Source organism: Streptomyces sp. NPDC001732, assembly GCF_053596315.1.
In genome coordinates this window covers 20,492-38,780 of sequence record NZ_JBSFFY010000025.1, presented here as the reverse complement: position 1 = coordinate 38,780, position 18,289 = coordinate 20,492, and the positions used below count along the sequence as shown (strand labels likewise).

The following is an 18,289-nucleotide window of genomic DNA, read 5'->3' as shown; positions in this document are numbered from 1 at the left end:
ACCATGAGGAAGGTGATCTGTGGTGTCCGGTGAGCGTGTGCACCGTACGACGCATTCGGTCGAGGTGGCCGCCCCGGCGGGGGTCGTCTACGGAATGATCTCGAACGCGGTGCAGTGGCCGTTGTTCTTCCCGCCGAACGTGCACGTGGAGCGGCTGGAGTTCGACGGCCGGGACGAGCGGCTGCGGATGTGGGCGGTGGCCAACGGGCAGGTGCGGTCGTGGCTCTCACGGCGCGTGCAGGACCCGCAGACCCGGCGGATCGACTTCCGCCAGCAGCGCCCGCAGGCCCCGGTCGAGACGATGAACGGGTCCTGGGCCGTGGAGGAACGGCCCGGCGGAACGAGCCTGCTGACCCTGCTGCACGACTTCACGGTGATCGACGACCGGCCCGAGGACGTGGCCTGGACACAACGGGCGGTCGACACCAACTCAACAGCAGAACTGGGGCAGTTGAAGCGGCTTGCGGAGCGCTGGGGCCGGCTCGACGAACTCGTGCTGTCCTTCGAGGACGCGGTCCGGGTCAAGGGACCGGCCGAGCTGGTCTACGACTTCCTGTACCGGGTCGGGGACTGGCCCGAACTGGTGTCGCACGTCGCCCGCCTCGACCTGACCGAGGACACCCCCGGCGTCCAGGTCATGGCGATGGACACCCGCACCGCGGACGGCGCGACGCACACCACGGAGTCGGTGCGGATCTGCTTCCCGCACGCGGGCCGCATCGTCTACAAGCAGACCCGCACCCCCGCCCTGATGGAGGCGCACACCGGCGAATGGTCGGTGCTGCCCGACGAGTCCGGCGTCACCGTCGTCTCGCAGCACAGCGTCGTGCTGCGCGAGGAGGCCGTCGAACGCGTACTGGGCGAGGGCGCCGATCTCGCACAGGCCCGCCGCTACGTCCGCGAGGCCCTCGGCCGCAACTCCACGGCCACCCTGAACCTGGCCAAACGCCACGCGGAGACCGCGATCCGCATGTTGTGACCGGTGCCCCTCCCGGCAGGCCCCGCCGGTCACGGCACCAGGACTTTCATACCGAAAAAACACTGAATGCCCGGCACGGTGGAGCGTCCACCGCTGCTCCGGCCCCGCTCTAGCCGTCGCCGTGAAAGTTGCTCCGACGGACTTCCTCGGAGGGGAACGGGGCGGCAGCAGTGGGCGCTCGACCCTTTTCCGGCCGGCCGCAAACCTCTAGGAGAGGCATGAGCTCCAACACCATCACAGTCGGGGAGACGCACGACCGGACGGCACCGCCGTCCGACGGGCCGGTGCTGTGGCACCTCGCCCTGGTCGCCGGTGCCGACGGCACCTCCCTCGACGCCGGACTCGCCGGGCTCAAGGCCCGTCTCGCCGAGTCCCCCGCCCGTGAGGACGTGCCCGTGCGCATCCGCACCCTCGGCAGCGCCGGGGGCGGTCACCGCGGTGCCGTCCTGGCCGGCGACGGAGCGGCCACGGAGCTGGGCGCGGGCGCGTCCACCGGGGCCGCCGCATCCGTCGCCTTCATGTTCCCCGGGCTCGGCGACCACTACCTGGACATGGGCCGCGACCTGTACCGCGACTTCCCGGTGTTCCGGACCGCCGTCGACGACTGCGCCGACGCGCTCGCCCCCGAACTGGGCCTGGACATCCGCGAGGTCGTCTTCCCCGACCCGACGCCCGAGGAGCGCACCGCCCCGGCTGTCGACCTGCGCCGCATGCTCGGCCGCGACACGGGCCCGCAGAGCGAGAACGAGCGCAGGCTCAACGCCACCCGCCTCGCCCAGCCCGCACTCTTCGTCATCGAGTACGCCCTGGCCAGGCTCTGGGAGTCCTGGGGCGCCCGCCCCTCGGTCATGATCGGCTACAGCCTCGGCGAGTACGTCGCGGCCACCCTCGCCGGAGTGCTGTCCCTGAAGGACGCGCTGACCCTGGTGGCCCGCCGCGCCGCACTCATCGACGCGCTGCCGCAGGGCGCCATGCTCGCCGTGATGCTTCCCGAGGAGCGGGTCCGCCCGCTCCTCGGCACCGGCCTCTCGCTCTCCGCCGTCAACGGCCCCGAGTTCTGCGTGGTGGCCGGGCCGGTCGCCGACGTCGAGGCGCTGGAGCGGGACCTCGGCCGGCAGGGCGTCGTCCACCGTCGGGTGCAGTCCACCCACGCCTTCCACTCCTCGATGATGGACCCCATCGCCGAGCAGGTGACCGAGCTGGCACGGACCCTCACCCTGAACGCGCCCCGCATCCCGTACGTCTCCAACGTCACCGGCCGGATCATCACCGACGAGGAGGCCACCGACCCCGGCTACTGGGCGCGCCACCTGGTCAGCCCGGTCCGCTTCGCCGACGGGCTGAACGCCCTCGCCGACGCCGACCTGCTGCTGGAGACCGGCCCCGGCCAGACCCTGAGCAGCATGGCCACCGTGGTCCGCGGCAGCGCGGCCGGCACCGTCGTCGCCTCCATGCGCCACCCCCTGGAGAGCCGCTCCGACTCGGCCGTGGCACTCAAGGCACTGGGCAGGCTCTGGCTCGCGGGCGCCGACATCGACTGGACCGGCTTCCCCGCCTCCGAGCTGGACATCGTGGCCGACGGCGCCGCGACGGCCGCCCTGGCCGACGGCGAACACACCGCCACCCCCACCGAACAGGAACTGTACGGCCTGTGGGCCAGGCTGCTGAAGACCGACCAACTGCCGTACGACATCAGCTTCTTCGAGGTCGGCGGCAACTCGCTGCTCGCCACCCGGCTGATCCTGCGCATCAAGCGGACCTTCGGCACCGACCTGTCCCTGCGCCAGGTCTACGAGTGGGCCACCCTGACCCGGATGGCCGCCGCGATCGACACCCTGCGGGCCGGCGGCGAGCTGACCGCGACGAGGGAGGGCTCCTCGCACACGGGCAACTCCCTGGCCCGCTTCACCCTGCCGAACGGCCTGACGGTGTCCCACCAGAACGAGGCGGAGACCCGCCACTTCTACGAGGACATCTTCGACCACCGCACGTACGCCAAGAACGGCATCTCCATCCCGGACGGCGCCACCGTCGTCGACGTCGGCGGCAACATCGGCCTGTTCACCCTCTTCGCGCACTACGAGGCGAAGAACGTACGGGTCTTCACCTTCGAGCCCGCGCCCCCGATGTTCGAACTGCTCGGCCAGAACGTCGCCGAGCACGGCGTCGACGCCCGGCTCTTCAACATCGGGATCTCCGACGCCGAGACCGAGGCGAACTTCACCTTCTACCCGCGCAGCTCCGGCATGTCCTCGTTCCACCCGGACGAGGAGGAGGAGAAGCACAACCTGCGCACGATCATCGCCAACCAGCAGAGGGCCGAGGCCGACGCCGAGGTCGCCGAGCTGGTCTCCACCGACGAGCTGATCGACGTCCGCTTCGAGGCGATCGAGTTCACCGCCACGCTGCGCCCGCTCAGCGCCGTCATCCGCGAACAGGGCATCGAGCGCATCGACCTGATCAAGATCGACGTGCAGAAGAGCGAGCGGCAGGTCATCGACGGCATCGCCGACGAGGACTGGCCGAAGATCCAGCAGATGGTGCTGGAGGCGCACGACGCGGACGGCGAGGTCGGCCGCCTGGTCGAGCTGCTGGAGAACCGCGGCTTCACGGTCAGGGCCGAGCAGGACGAGCTGTACGTCGGCACGGACATCCACAACATCTACGCCGTACGCGGCGCACGCTAACGGAGTCGTAGGACATGGAATTCACGACAGCAGGAGTCGTCGGCGCGGGCGTCATGGGCGTCGGCGTCGCGCAGAACCTCGCACAGACCGGTCACCGGGTGGTGCTCGTCGACGTCTCGGAGGAGGTCCTCGACAACGCACGCCGCGAACTGCGCAACAGCCTTCGCGCCTACGCCCTGTTCAACAAGGGCTCCGGCGTCGACCCGGCGGCGGTCTTCGAGAAGATCGATTTCACCACCGACTACGAACTGCTGGCCAAGGCCGACTTCGTCGTCGAGAACGTCACCGAGGACTGGGGCATCAAGCAGCAGGTGTACGAACGGATCGACCGCATCGTCCGCCCCGACGTGGTCTTCGCCGTCAACACCTCGGCGATCTCCATCACCCGCGTCGGCTCGGTGACCACCCGCCCCGAACGCGTCATCGGCATGCACTTCATGAACCCGGTGCCGATGAAGCCGATGGTCGAGGTGATCCGCGGCCACCACACCACGCCCGAGACCATCGACACCGCCCGCCGCTTCCTCGCCGGCATGGGCAAGGAGTGCATCGTCGTCGAGGACGTCCCCGGCTTCGTCTCCAACCGGGTCCTCATGCTCACCATCAACGAGGCGGCCTTCCTGGTCCAGGACGGCGTGGCCCCAGCGGCCGACGTCGACCGGATCTTCCAGACCTGCTTCGACCACAGGATGGGCCCGCTGGAGACCGCCGACCTGATCGGCCTCGACACCATCCTCAAGTCCGTCGAGGTGCTCTACGAGAGCTTCAACGACAGCAAGTACCGGCCCGCCCCGCTGCTCAAGAAGATGGTCGCCGCCGGCCTGCTCGGACGGAAGAGCGGCGAGGGATTCCACAAGTACCACTGACAACCGGCCGGGTGGCCCCGACCGGGCCACCCACCCGGCGCCGCACCCCACGACAACAGGACGGATGAAGAGATGAGCACGGACAACAGGACCAGGATCGCGGAATACCTCTCCCGGTTCTTCCCGGTCCAGGACCTGAAGGACGACGACGACATCTTCGAACTCGGCTTCGTCAGCTCGATGTTCGCGATGCAGCTGGTCTCCTTCGTCGAGCACGAGTTCGGCATCACCGTCGAGAACGAGGACCTGGAGCTGGAGTACTTCCGCTCCATCGGCGCACTCGACGCGTTCGTCACCCGCAAGCTGTCCGTCCCGGTCCCGCAGTAGGACGGGAGCGGACACGACGATGACCGGAGCGCTCACCGACCGGCAGGCACAGGCCCAGAAGGAATTCCGGGCCTTCGCCGACCGGCACATCGCCCCGTACGCGGACGAATACCACCGGACCCAGCGCACCCCGCCCGAGATCGTCCGGCTCCTCGCCGACGAGGGCCTGCTCGGGCTGCCCGTCGCCGAGGAGTACGGCGGTGGCGGCTGCGACGCGGTCACCCTCGGCCTGCTCGCCGGTGAACTCGGCCGGGCCTGCTCCTCGCTCCGCAGCCTGCTCACCGTCCACACGATGGTGGCGCACGCGATCGCCCGCTGGGGCAGCCGCTCCCAGAAGGAGACCTGGCTGCCCCGGCTCGCCCGCGGCGAACGCCTCGGCGCGCTCGCCGTGTCCGAACCGGGCGCCGGCAGCGACGCCTCGGGAGTCACCACCCGGCTCGTCCGCGACGGCGACGACTGGGTGGTCGACGGCCACAAGAAATGGATCACGTACGGCGAGAGCGCCGGCCTGTTCCTGGTCGTCGGCCGCTCCCCGGAAGGCCCCATGGCCCTGCTCGTCGAACGGGACACCCCCGGAGTACGGACCGAGCTGATCGAGGACATGATCGGCATCCGGGCCTCGATGACCGCCCACGTGCGCTTCGAGAACTGCCGCGTACCGGTGGACAACACCCTGGCCAGGCCCGGCCTCGGCGTCTCCCACGTGGTCGGCGCCGCCCTCGACCTCGGCCGCTACACCGTCGGCTGGGGCTGCGTCGGCATCCTCGACGCCTGCCTGGAGGCGAGCGTCGACTACGCCGCGACCCGCGAACAGTTCGGCTCCCTCATCAAGGAGCACCAGCTCGTCAGACGCATGATCAGCAACATGTACACGGACGCGCACGCCGCCCGGCTGCTGTGTCTGGAGGCCGGACGGCTGCGCGACGAACGCCACCCGGGCGCCCTGGCCGCGACCTCCACGGCCAAGTACTTCGCCGCCACCGCCGCCGGCCGCGCCGCGGCGGACGCCGTCCAGCTCCACGGCGCCAACGGCTGCAGCTCCGACTACCCCGTCCAGCGCCTCCTCGGGGACTCCAGGGTCATGGAGATCATCGAGGGCAGCGCACAGCTCCACCAGGTGGGGCTCGCCGAGTACGCGTTCCAGGAACGCGGACCGAGGAGTGACCGATGACGACGACCACCCTGACGACCGTCAAGTGCGTGGTGTGGGACCTCGACAACACGGTGTGGGACGGGGTGCTCCTGGAGGACGGCGACGTCACCCTGCGCCCCGCCGTCGTGGAGGTGCTCCGCACCCTCGACGAACGCGGCATCCTCCACTCGATCGCCAGCCGCAACGACCACGACGCGGCCATGGCGAAACTGGAGGAGTTCGGCATCGCCGAGTACTTCCTCCACCCGCAGATCCACTGGGGCAACAAGTCGGACTCCGTCCGGGCGGTCGCCGAGGCCATCAACATCGGCATCGACACCCTGGCCTTCGTCGACGACCAGCCCTTCGAACGCGACGAGGTCGGCTTCGCCCACCCGCAGGTGCTGTGCGTCGACGCCCTCGACGCCCCGGGCATCCCCGAACTGCCCCGGATGCAGCCCCGGTTCGTCACCGCCGACTCCCGCGAGCGCCGCCACCTCTACCGCGCCGACATCCGGCGCAAGCACGCCGAGGAGGCCCACCGGGGCACCGACGAGGACTTCCTCGCCTCGCTCGGCATGCGCTTCACCATCGCACCCGCCCAGGAACGCGACCTCCAGCGCGCCGAGGAACTGACCGTACGCACCAACCAGCTCAACGCCACCGGCTACACCTACTCCTACGAGGAGCTGGACGCCTTCCGCCGCTCGCCCGACCACGACCTCCTCGTGGCCGGACTGGAGGACACCTACGGCACCTACGGCAAGATCGGCCTCGCCCTCGTCGAACACGGCGAGGAGGCGTGGACCGTGAAGCTGCTGCTGATGTCCTGCCGCGTCATGTCGCGCGGCGTCGGCTCCGTACTGCTCAACCACCTGATCCGCAGCGCCCACGACGCCGGCGTCAAACTGCGCGCCGAGTTCGTGCCCACCAGCCGCAACCGGACCATGTTCGTCACCTACAAGTTCTCCGGCTTCCGCGAGGTCGGCAGGAACGGCGACGTCTCCGTCCTCGAACACGACGGCACCCACCTGCAGGGCTTCCCGCCGTACATGGACGTCACGGTCGAGCACTGACCACGGACCCGCACACCCGACACACCGCCACCGCACTGCTGGAGAGGGACGGAAAGCAGAGATGAACGCTCAAGCCAACGAGGAGCGACTGCGGCGGGCCATGGCCGCCGTCCTGCAACTCCAACAACGCAACGCGGAACTCGAGAACCAGCGCCACGAGCCGGTGGCCATCGTGGCCATGGCCTGCCGGCTCCCGGGCGGGGTCACCACTCCGCAGGACTACTGGGACCTCCTCGCCGGGGAACGGGACGCGATCGGCCCCCTGCCCGCGCGCTGGGAAGCCTTCGACCTGTACGACCCCGATCCCGGCGCCCCGGGCAAGAGCTACGCGCGCGAGGGCGGATTCCTCGACGGCATCGAGCAGTTCGACGCGGGATTCTTCGGCATATCGCCGCGCGAGGCGCAGTCGATGGAACCGCAGCAGAGGGTCGTCCTGGAGACCGCCTGGGAGGCACTGGAGCGGGCCGGGCTGCGGGGCGACCAGTTCAAGGGGAGCCGCACCGGCGTCTACGTGGGCGCGATGCGCCCCGACTACGAGACGATCCGCACCGACCTGGAGCTGCTCGACGGCTACCAGGGCACCGGTGTGTCGGGCAGCGTCATCTCCGGCCGCGTCTCGTACGCCCTGGGCCTGCAGGGCCCCGCGGTGACGGTGGACACCGCGTGCTCGTCGTCGCTGGTCGCGATCCACCTCGCCGTCACGGCGCTGCGCAACGGCGAGTGCGACATGGCCCTCGCCGGGGGCGTGACGGTCATGAGCTCCCCCGGAATGTTCGTGGAGTCCAGCCGCCTCGGAGCGATGTCCCCCGACGGGCGGTGCAAGAGCTTCTCCGCCGACGCCGACGGCGGCGGCTGGTCCGAGGGCGCCGGCATCCTGGTTCTGAAGCGGCTCTCGGCCGCACAGCGGGACGGCGACCGGGTGCTGGCGGTGATCCGCGGCAGCGCGGTGAACCAGGACGGCCGCAGCCAGGGGCTCACCGCCCCCAACGGCCCGGCGCAGCAGCGGGTCGTCCAGGACGCGCTCGCCGCCGCCCGGCTCACCCCGTCCGACATCGACGCGATCGAGGCCCACGGCACGGGCACCCCCCTGGGCGACCCGATCGAGGCGGGCGCGCTCGCGGAGGTGTTCGGCCCGGGGCGCACCGCCGGAACACCGGTGTACCTCGGCTCCTCGAAGTCCAACATCGGGCACAGCCAGGCCGCCGCCGGTGTCGCGGGCGTCATGAAGATGGTGCTCGCGCTCCAGAACGACAGCCTGCCCAGGACCCTGCACGTCGAGCAGCCGAGCCCGCACATCGCCTGGGAGGGCAGCGGTCTCGAACTCCTCCGGGAAGCACGCCCCTGGCGCCGCGGCGAACGCCCCCGCCGCGCGGGCGTGTCGGCCTTCGGCATCAGCGGCACCAACGCGCACGTGGTGCTGGAAGAGGCCCCGCTGCCCGAGGAAACCTCCCCCGCACCGCGGCCCGAGCCGCCGGGCGACCTGCCGGCCGTGCTGCCCCTGGTGCTGTCGGGCCACGACGAACAGGCCCTGGGCGCGCAGGCCGAACGCTGGGCCGCGTGGCTGACGGACCACCGCGACGTACCGTTCGCCGACGTGGTGCGCACGGCCTCCCAGCAGCGCTCGCACCTGGAGACCCGGGCTTCCCTGCTCGTCTCCGGCCACGAGGACGCCGCCGACGCGCTGCGGGCGCTGGCGCAGGGACTCCCGAGCGCCGACACGGTCGTCGGCACGGCGCGGGAGCGCGGCAAGGCCGTGTTCGTCTTCCCGGGCCAGGGCAGCCAGTGGACCGGCATGGGCCGGGCACTGCTCGCCGAGTCCGAGGTGTTCCGGCAGGCGGTGGAGGACTGCGACGCCGCGCTGCGGCCGTGGACCGGCTGGTCGGTGCTGGACCTGCTGCGCGGGGAGACGGACCAGGACCTGCCGTCCCTGGAGCGGATCGACGTACTGCAGCCCGCGCTGTTCGCGGTCATGATCGGCCTGGCCGAGCTCTGGGCGTCGCTGGGCGTGAAGCCCGCCGCCGTGGTGGGCTCCAGCCAGGGCGAGGTCCCGGCCGCGGTGATCGCCGGCGCGCTGTCCCTGGCGGACGGCGCCCGCCTCACGGCGCTGCGCTCCCAGGGCCAGCTGCGCGAGTGCAGCGGCCGGGGCGCCATGGCACTGGTCGAGATGCCGGTCGCCGACGTCGAGGAGCTGATCGCCCCGTACGGCGGAACGCTCTCGGTGGCCGTGGTCAACACCGCCACCTCGACGGTCGTCTCCGGCGACGTGGCCGCGGTCGAGTCGCTCCTGGAGGAGCTGGCGGGCCGCGACGTCTTCAGCCGCCGCATCCAGTCCGACACGGCGGGGCACAGCGCCCACGTGGACCCGGTCCTGCCCTGGCTGGCCGAGCAGCTCCGGGACCTCGAAGCCCGCCCCTCGACCGTCCCCTTCTTCTCCACCGTCACGGGCGGCCTGCTCGACGGTGCGGAACTCGACGCCGCCTACTGGTGCCGCAACGTCCGCGACACCGTCCGCATGGACCTGGCCCTGCGCGAACTGGTGGACGCCGGCCACGACGTCTTCATCGAGATCAGCCCGCACCCGGTCCTCGGCATGGCCCTGACCAGCGCGACCGCGGACACGCACGGCGCGGTCGTCGGCAGCCTCGGCCGCGACCGCGGCGGACTGTCCCAACTCCTGCGTTCACTGGGCGCCCTGCACGTCCAGGGGTACCCGGTCGACTGGAGCCGCGCCCTGGGCGGCGTACCGGCCGCTCCCGCGGCGGACCTGCCGACGTACGCGTTCCAGCGCCAGTACCACTGGGTCGACCTGCCGCCGGCGGCGTCCGGCCCGCGCCCGGCCACCGGGACCCCGGCCCGCGCCACGGCCGGGGACGGCGCCCGGACCCGCAAACCCGCCGGGCTGCGCGGACGACTCGCCGGCCTCGCCGACCACGAACGGCTCGACGTCCTGATCGACGTCGTCCGGCGCGAGGCCGCGACGGTGCTCGGCGCCCCCGAACCCGTACCCGCGGACAAGCGCTTCCAGGAACTCGGCCTGGACTCGATCATGGGCCTCCAGCTGCGCAACCGCCTGTGCGACCTGACGGGCAGCACGCTCGCGACGAACCTCGCCTTCACGTACCCCACGGCCCAGGACCTCGCCGCCCACCTGCTGTCGGACGTCCTCGCCGCGTCCGGCGACGAATCGGCCGTACTGCCCCTGGAGCGGGTCGAGGCCCGTGACGTCCACCCGGCCACCGAGGGACAGCGCCGGCTGTGGTTCCTGGAGCGGATGAACCCCGGCTCCGCCCAGTACAAGGTGGCGATGCGGATCCGCACCGCCAGGCCGCTCGACCACGCCACCCTGACCCGCTCGCTCGAATGGATCGTCGCCCGGCACGAGGCGCTGCGCACCGGTCTGGAGATGCGGGACGACGAACTCGTCCAGATCGTGCACCCGGACGTGCCGGTCCCCGTCCTCTTCGAGGACCTGAGCGAATCCGGTGCCGACGCGCTGGAGGAGCACGTCCACCACGAGGAGCAGGAGCCGTTCGACCTCGGCGGCACCTCGCTGTTCCGCTGCCGCGTCCTGGACCTGGCGGCGGACGACCAGGTGGTGTGCTTCAGCCTGCACCACGCCGTCACCGACGGCTGGTCGCTCTCGCTCTTCCTGATGGAGCTCTTCCACGCCTACCAGGAGTTCCTGGCGGGGCGTCGGCCCGACCCGGAGCAGGCCGAGTTCCACCTCGGCGACTACGCGGAATGGGAACGGCGCAGCATCGCGGAGGGCCGCTTCGAGGAGGCGCTGCACTTCTTCGGCACCGAGCTGGAGGGCGTGGAGCGGCTGGAGTTCCCGCCCGGCCCGGACGGCGTCCCCGAGGGCGCAGAGGGCGGCGACACCCTCTACTTCACCGTCCCGGCCGGTCTGCGGACCGAGCTGGAGGCGCTCGCCGCCCGCACCTCGGTCACCCCGTACACCGTGCTGGTCAGTGCCTTCGCCACCCTGCTCGCGCGCTCCACCGACCAGTACGACTTCGCCGTCGGCACCGTCTGGTCGAACCGCCAGCTCCCGGGCATGAGCGGCACCTTCGGCTTCCTCGCCAACACCCTGCCGCTGCGCTGCGACCTGTCGGGGGACCCCCGGTTCGAAGAGCTGCTGGCCTCGATGTCCCCCCGCGTCAGGGGTGTGTTCGAGCACCAGAACGTACCCCTGACCGAGGTCGTCCGCGCGGTCGGCGGCGCCCGCACCGGCGACGAGAACCCGCTCTTCCGCGCCGTCTTCAACTACGGCGGCGCCGCCATGCCCACCGTGGGCGAGGGCGACGCCGTGTGGCACCTGCCCCCGGCCGGCAGCCTCGCGGGCAACGTCCGGGGCGCCTCCAAGTTCGAGCTCGGCATCACGCTCATCCCCTGCGGGGACGAGCTGCGGGGCGAGTTCGAGTACCAGGGGCACGTGATCGACCGCCCGGCCGCGCAGCGCATGGTGGACAACTTCACCACCCTCCTCGAATCGATCGTCCGGGAGCCGGACCGTCCGCTCAGCCGCCTGGGGCTCCTCGCCGACGAGGAGCTGCGCTGGCTGGTCGAGCGCGGTGGCCGCGTCACCCCGCACGCCCCCGGCACGGTCTCCGCCCTGCAACTGGTCTGGGACCAGGTCCGCCGGACCCCCGACGCCGTGGCGCTGATCTCGGACGGGCAGGAGCTGACCTACCGCGAGATGGCCTGGCACGCCTCCGCCCTGGCGGACAAGCTGCGCGCGGCCGGCGTCGGCCCCGAGACCCCCGTCGGGGTCCATCTGCCCAGGTCCTCCCAGCTCGTCGTCTCGGCCCTCGCCATCTGGCTGGCCGGCGGTGCCTACCTGCCGGTGGACCCCGGCTACCCGCAGGCGCGGGTCGCGTACGTCATCGAGGACAGCGGCATCGAGGTGGTCATCACCCGGGCCGGCACCGAAGCGGACCTGGCCGGCACCGGGGCCCGGCTCCTGCTCGCCGACGACCTCCACGAGGCGCCCGTCCCCGACGGCGACGCGCTCCCGGAGATCACCCCTCCCGCGCTCCACGACCTGGCCTACGTCATCTACACCTCGGGCTCGACCGGCAGGCCCAAGGGCGTGCAGATCGAGCACGGTCAGTTCGTCAACTTCTGCCACGCGGTCGACGAGCGGATCGGGGGCGGGACCGGTGAGACCTGGCTCGCCGTCACCAGCCCGTCCTTCGACATCGCGACCGTGGAACTGCTCTGGACCCTGACCCGCGGCTATCGCGTGGTGATCGCCCAGGGCAGCGTGGGCGAGTGGCCCTCCTATCGCGCGTACGCGCCGACCCACCTCCAGTGCACCCCCTCGCTCGCCCGGATGCTCCTCGCGGACTCCGCCGGACGGGCCCTGCTCCGGGGCCTCGACCGGATGATCGTCGGCGGCGAGGCGCTGGACCGCGGACTCGCGGCCAGGCTCATGAACACCTGCCGGGGCGGGCTCACGAACATCTACGGCCCGTCCGAGACGACCGTCTGGTCCACCACCTGGCACGCCGAGCCCGGCGAGGTGTCCCTGGGCGACGCCGTGCGCAACACCAGCCTCTACATCCTCGACCGGCACGGCGCCCGGGTGCCCCGCGGCAGCCGCGGCGAGCTCTTCATCGGCGGTCTCGGCGTCACCCGCGGATACCTGAACCGCCCGGAGCTCACGGCGGAGCGATTCGTGGACGACCCGTTCGCCGAGGCGGACGGCGCCCGGATGTACGGCACGGGGGACGTCGTCCGCTACCGGGAGGACGGCAGCCTGGAGTACTGCGGCCGGGGCGACGCCCAGATCAAGCTGTACGGCCACCGGATCGAGCTCGGCGAGATCGAGGCGGTCGCCGGGGAGCACCCCGCCGTCGCCGAGTGCGCGGCCGTGGTGCGCAGGGACGAGGGCAGCGACCCCAGGCTCTGCCTGTACTGGGTCCGCGGCGACGGTGCCGGGGGCGTGGACGACGACGAACTGCTCCGCTACTTCCTGGCCAGGGTGCCGTCGTACATGGTGCCCTCGCAGCTCGTCGGCATGGACGAACTGCCGCACACCCCCAACAAGAAGGTGGACCGCAAGGCCATCCTGGCGCTGCCGGCGCCCGGCCCCGCGGCCGCCCCGGCCTCCCGGGACGGCGACGACTCGCTGGAGAGCCTCGTCTCCCGGGCCTGGGCCGAGGTGCTCAACCTCGCCCGGGTGGACCGCGACCGCGGCTTCTTCGAACTGGGCGCCAGTTCGATGACCGCGCTCCGGGCGCACCGGACGATCTGCGAGGGACTGGGCCGGGAGTTCCCCCTTTCCGCGCTCTTCCGCTACCCCACCGTCCGGCAGCTGGCCGCCTTCCTGGGCGGCGCGTCGCAGGCCACCGCCCCCGGCCGGGTCGCGGAGCGCCGGGGTCCGGCCGCCGACGAGGCGGTCGCGATCGTCGGATTCGCCTGCCGGCTCCCGGGCGCCCCGGACGCCGACGCGTTCTGGAACAACCTGAAGAACGGCACGGAGTCGATCCGGCGGTTCACCCCCCAGGAGCTCAGGGCGGCCGGGATCGACGAGGAAACCCTGTCCGACCCCGACTACGTACCGGCCAAGGGCTTCGTCGAGGGCGCCGCCCTCTTCGACGCGGAGTTCTTCGACTGCTCGCCCGCCGAGGCCGAGACGATGGACCCGCAGCACCGGCTCTTCCTGGAATGCGCCTGGCAGGCCCTGGAACACGCGGGCCGGGTCCCGCAGGAGTTCGACGGCGCCATCGGTGTCTTCGCGGGCGCCGGGCAGGGCGGGTACCGCAGCAGTGACGACGCCACCGAGATGTCGGACTTCTACCGCACGATGGTCGGCACGAAGAACGACTTCCTGGCCACGAGGGTCGCCCACAAGCTGAACCTGCGGGGACCCGCCCTGACCGTCCAGACGGCCTGTTCCACCAGTCTCGTGGCCACCCACCTGGCCCGCGAGAGCCTGCTGCGCGGCGAGTCCGACATCGCCCTGGCGGGCGGTGCCTCGCTCAGCTACCCGCTGGAGCAGGGCTACTTCCACCAGGAAGGGCTGGTGTTCTCGCCGGACGGCAAGTGCCGGGCGTTCGACGCCGACGGGGCGGGCACGGTTCTCGGCAACGGCGTCGGAATCGTCGTGCTGCGCCGCCTCTCCGACGCGCTGGCCTCGGGGGACACGGTCTACGCGGTCATCCGCGGCAGCGCGATCAACAACGACGGGTCCAACAAGGTCGGCTTCACCGCGCCCAGCGTCGACGGCCAGGCGCGCGTCATCGCGGCCGCCCAGGCCGACGCGGGCGTGAGCGCGGACACCATCGGCTACGTCGAGGCGCACGGCACGGGGACCACGCTCGGGGACCCGATCGAGGTCCAGGCCCTGCAACAGGTGTTCGCGACGGCCGGCCGCACCGAGCCGTGCGCGCTGGGCTCGGTGAAGACCAACATCGGACACACGGATGTGACCGCGGGAGTGGCCGGCCTCATCAAGGCGGCGCTGTCCCTCCACCACCGGCAGCTGGTGCCGAGCCTGAACTTCGAGAAGCCGAACCCCGAGATGGAACTCGACCCCGAACTCCTTTATGTCAACACGGAGTTGAAGTACTGGGAGCAGGTGCAGGGCCCGCGTCGCGCGGGAGTCAGCGCCTTCGGTCTCGGCGGTACGAACGCCCACGTGATCCTCGAAGAGGTCCCGGTGACGGAGGCCGCGGAATCGTTCCCGCCCGAGGACGCACGGCCGCTGCCGGTGGTGGTGTCGGGCCGTGACGAGGCGGCGCTGCGGGAGCAGGCGGGGCGCTGGGCGTCCTGGCTCTCCGGCCGTGAGGAGATCCGGCTGGCGGATGTGGCGGTGACGGCCGCCCGGCACCGTACGCACTTCGAGTCCCGGGCCAGTGTGGTGGCGTCGGACGCCGCCGGGCTGGTGGAGGCGCTGGAGGAACTGGCCGAGGGCCGGTCGCACGACGCGGTCGTCACCGGCGACGCCGAACGTCGCGGCAAGGTCGTCTTCGTCTACCCCGGCCAGGGCTCGCAGTGGGTCGGGATGGGGCGTGAACTGCTTTCCTCCAGCGAGGTGTTCGCGGAAACCGTCGATGCGTGCGATGCGGCGCTGAAGCCGTTCACGGGCTGGTCGGTGCGGGAAGTCCTCGTGGGCACCGAGGACGACCACCTGCTGCTCGACCGGACCGAGGTGGTCCAGCCCGCCCTGTTCACGATGGGGGTGGCCCTCTCGGCGCTGTGGCGTTCGCTGGGGGTGGAGCCGGCTGCGGTGGTGGGGCATTCGCAGGGTGAGGTGGTGGCCGCGGTGGTGAGCGGTGCTCTCACTCTGGAGCAGGGCGCGCAGGTCGTCGCCCAGCGTTCGCAGGCCGTGCTGCCCTGCGTCGGCCAGGGCGGCATGGCGCTGATCGAGCGCCCCGTCGCGACGGTCGAGGAGTTCCTGACCCCGTACGGCGACGCCCTGTCCGTGGCGGCGGTCAACAGCGCCGGTTCCACCGTGATCTCGGGCCGGGTGGAGGCGATCGAGCAGATCGTGGCGGAGCTCCAGGAGAAGGACGTCTACGCCCGCAGGATCAAGGCCGACTACGCCTCCCACAATGCCCAGATGGACCCCCTCCTGCCCGGCCTCGCCGCCGGTTTCGAGGGCCTGGTCCCGCGGCGCGCGCAGCTCGCGTTCTACTCCACCGTGACGGGCGGGGTGTCCGACGGCACGGATCTGGACGGCACGTACTGGTGCCGCAATCTGCGCGAGCCCGTCCGCTTCGACCGGGCCATGGACCGGCTCCTGGACGACGGCCACACCGTGTTCGTGGAGATCTCCGCGCACCCGGTGCTGTCGATACCGCTGACCGACGGGAGCGCGGAGCGCGGCGGCATCGTCGTCGGCTCTCTCGCCCGCGATCACGGGACCAAGGATCAACTCCTGCGCAACCTGGGTCTGTTGCACGTACAGGGCCATGGCATCGACTGGGACCGGGCCCTCGGGCTCGAAGCGGGGGAGGGCGCCCTGCTGAACCTGCCCACGTACGCCTTCCAGCGCGAGCACTACTGGAAGGAGGCGCGGCGGTCCCCGCGGACCTTCGGCGCCGAGACGGGCGAGGCACTCCGCAGGGCCGTCGGCACCGGCAGCGCAGCCGAGGTCATGGAGGTGCTGGGCGCCCCCGAGCACCTCGAGGACAGCGTCGCGGACGTCCTCCCGCTCCTGGAGGACTGGTTCAGGAAACAGACGGAGAAGGCCGAAGCGGAACGACAGGGTGCGACCGCGTCCAGGGGCCGCCGGACCGGTCTGCGCGAGCGGCTGGCCACGATGGCCGGGCACGACCGGCGGTCGGCGGTGCTCGACCTGGTCGTCCAGGAGGCGGCCTCGGCCGTGGGGGTGCCGGGCGACGACATCGTCACCGATCAGCCCCTGTTCCAGCTCGGTGTGGATTCGCTGGTCGCGGTCGGTCTGCGCAGCCGTATCGCCCGCGCGACCGGCCTGACCGTCCCCGTACAGGTCATCCTGGGCGAGACGGGCTGCCTGGGCATCGCCGAGCACCTGGCCGAAGGGCTGGCCGGGGCCCGGGACGCGGCAGGCGGAAGCGGACCGGGACGCTGGCTGCGGACCCTGAAGCCCGCGGCCGAGCCGACCGCCCGGATCGTCTGTGTCGCCGGCGGCGGCGGAACGACCGCCGGTCACGTGCCCCTGATCCGGCACATCCCGGACGGCATCGAGCTGCTCGGCGTGCAGATGCCGGGCCGGGAGAGCCGGGCGGCCGAGGCCCCCGCGACCTCCATGAAGGACGTGGTGGCGGCGATCACCGCCGAGCTGACGGACCGTGCCCCCGTGCCGACCGTCGTCTACGGCCACAGCCAGGGGTCGTGGATGGCCTGGGAACTGGCGCACGCGCTCTCGGCCCTGCCGGAACCGCCCCCTCTCACGTTCGTGCCGGCGTGCGCGCTGCCGCCCTTCGTGGAGATGCCACCGGCGATGCAGCGGATGGAGGAGCTGGCCAAGACCCTCGACCGGGCCACCACCGACGAACTGGCCGTCGCCTTCAAGGGAATCCTGCCCGACGACATCCTGGCGAACGCCGAGCTCCTCACCACGTACAGCTCCGCGCTCCACCACGACGCGACCCTGTCCATGAATCATCGGGACTCACTGGTCGGTGACGAACGGGACCGTCTCCGCATCCCCGTCGTCGCCGTCGCCGCGAAGGACGACCCCGTGCTTCCCGAGGGGACGACACAGGGCTGGCAGAACCTGACGGACGGGCAGTTCGCGCACCACGTCATCGACGGCAGCCACGCGGCTCCGATCGAGAACAGCGAAGCGATGGCCGCAGAACTCGTGGCGGCGATACAGAAAGGCATGGGAGAGAAGAATGTCTGAGGCAGTCCGGCCGGACGGTGCACGGATCCACTACGAGGTGCACGGCGAAGGCTTCCCCGTGCTGCTGCTGGCCCCCGACGCGGTGGGCAGCCGGATCGAGTCGTGGGAGGAGAACTTCTTCCACCCGGTGCGTGAGCTGTCGCGGCACTTCAAGGTGATCGCGATGGACCAGCGCCACGCCGGCCGCAGCTCCGCGCCCGCCGTCCCCTTCTCGTACGAGCAGACGGTCGCCGACCAGCTCGCGGTGCTCGACGAGGTCGGGGCCGAGCAGGCCCACGTGGTGGCCGCCGGGTTCGGCTGCGTGCACGCCTGGCGGCTGGCGCACGAGGCACCGGGCCGGGTGCGGTCGGTGGTGGCCCAGGAGCCGGCGGGCCGCGACGCCACCAACACCCTGGGGGACTTCTTCGGCCTCTTCGACCCGGCGATGAGGCTCCCGCGCGCGGCCGGTTTCGACGACCCGGAGACGGAGGGCCTCGGCGCGGTCTTCGAGGCCGCCGCCCGGGACGGCGTCTTCGAACGGAACCCGGAGGCCGGGCCGTTCGCCCAACGACTGCACGACGACGGCGAGTTCCAGAAGGAGATCCTCGCCTTCCGGCGCGAGAAGTACGTCACGCTGCTGGTGCGGTTCCGTGACGCGATCTTCCCGGACGGCCGCGCCCACTTCTCCGTCCCCGACGAGTGGATCAGCGAGTTCCCCGCCCCGCTGCTGGTACTGCCGGGCGACTCCCCACACCGTCCCGAGGCCCTGGCCGCACGGATCGCCCTGGAGGCTCCCGAGGCGACCCTCCTCGAACCGGGCTTCGCCGCACCCGAGCGGCGTGCGAGGACCGTGGCGTCGATCGTCGAGTTCCTGCTGAAGAACAACCCGAGCTGAAGGAAGGTAAGC

Annotated in this window: 8 protein-coding genes; all 8 read left to right on the top strand. The window is 71.5% G+C overall.

Going from position 1 to position 18,289, the window contains the following annotated elements; translation table 11 throughout:
- Positions 1 to 22: 22 nt before the first annotated feature.
- Entirely contained in the window at positions 23 to 979 is a 957-nt protein-coding gene (locus tag ACWCXX_RS23105) for an aromatase/cyclase (RefSeq protein WP_451130094.1), read from the top strand.
- A 218-nt stretch (positions 980 to 1,197) separates the two neighbouring features.
- Positions 1,198 to 3,666 (top strand): FkbM family methyltransferase, encoded by a 2,469-nt coding sequence (locus tag ACWCXX_RS23100; protein WP_451130092.1) that lies wholly within the window; start codon positions 1,198 to 1,200, stop codon positions 3,664 to 3,666.
- A 14-nt stretch (positions 3,667 to 3,680) separates the two neighbouring features.
- A complete protein-coding gene (locus ACWCXX_RS23095) occupies positions 3,681 to 4,532 on the top strand; it encodes a 3-hydroxyacyl-CoA dehydrogenase family protein (RefSeq protein WP_388999688.1) in 852 nt (283 codons plus the stop codon).
- Between the two features lie 72 nt (positions 4,533 to 4,604).
- A complete protein-coding gene (locus ACWCXX_RS23090; protein ID WP_148832722.1) occupies positions 4,605 to 4,859 on the top strand; it encodes a phosphopantetheine-binding protein in 255 nt (84 codons plus the stop codon).
- A gap of 19 nt (positions 4,860 to 4,878) precedes the next feature.
- Positions 4,879 to 6,030 (top strand): acyl-CoA dehydrogenase family protein, encoded by a 1,152-nt coding sequence (locus ACWCXX_RS23085; protein WP_451130089.1) that lies wholly within the window; start codon positions 4,879 to 4,881, stop codon positions 6,028 to 6,030.
- Positions 6,027 to 7,067, top strand: a complete 1,041-nt coding sequence (locus tag ACWCXX_RS23080) for an HAD-IIIC family phosphatase (protein ID WP_451130087.1) — start codon at positions 6,027 to 6,029, stop codon at positions 7,065 to 7,067. Before ACWCXX_RS23085 ends, ACWCXX_RS23080 begins: the two co-directional genes overlap by 4 nt.
- Before the next feature lie 61 nt (positions 7,068 to 7,128).
- Entirely contained in the window at positions 7,129 to 17,403 is a 10,275-nt protein-coding gene (locus ACWCXX_RS23075) for an amino acid adenylation domain-containing protein (protein ID WP_451130085.1), read from the top strand.
- The gene (locus tag ACWCXX_RS23070) at positions 17,396 to 18,277 is read left to right on the top strand and encodes an alpha/beta fold hydrolase (RefSeq protein ID WP_451130083.1); all 882 of its coding nucleotides are present in this window, start codon (positions 17,396 to 17,398) and stop codon (positions 18,275 to 18,277) included. Before ACWCXX_RS23075 ends, ACWCXX_RS23070 begins: the two co-directional genes overlap by 8 nt.
- The last annotated feature ends 12 nt before the right edge of the window (positions 18,278 to 18,289 follow it).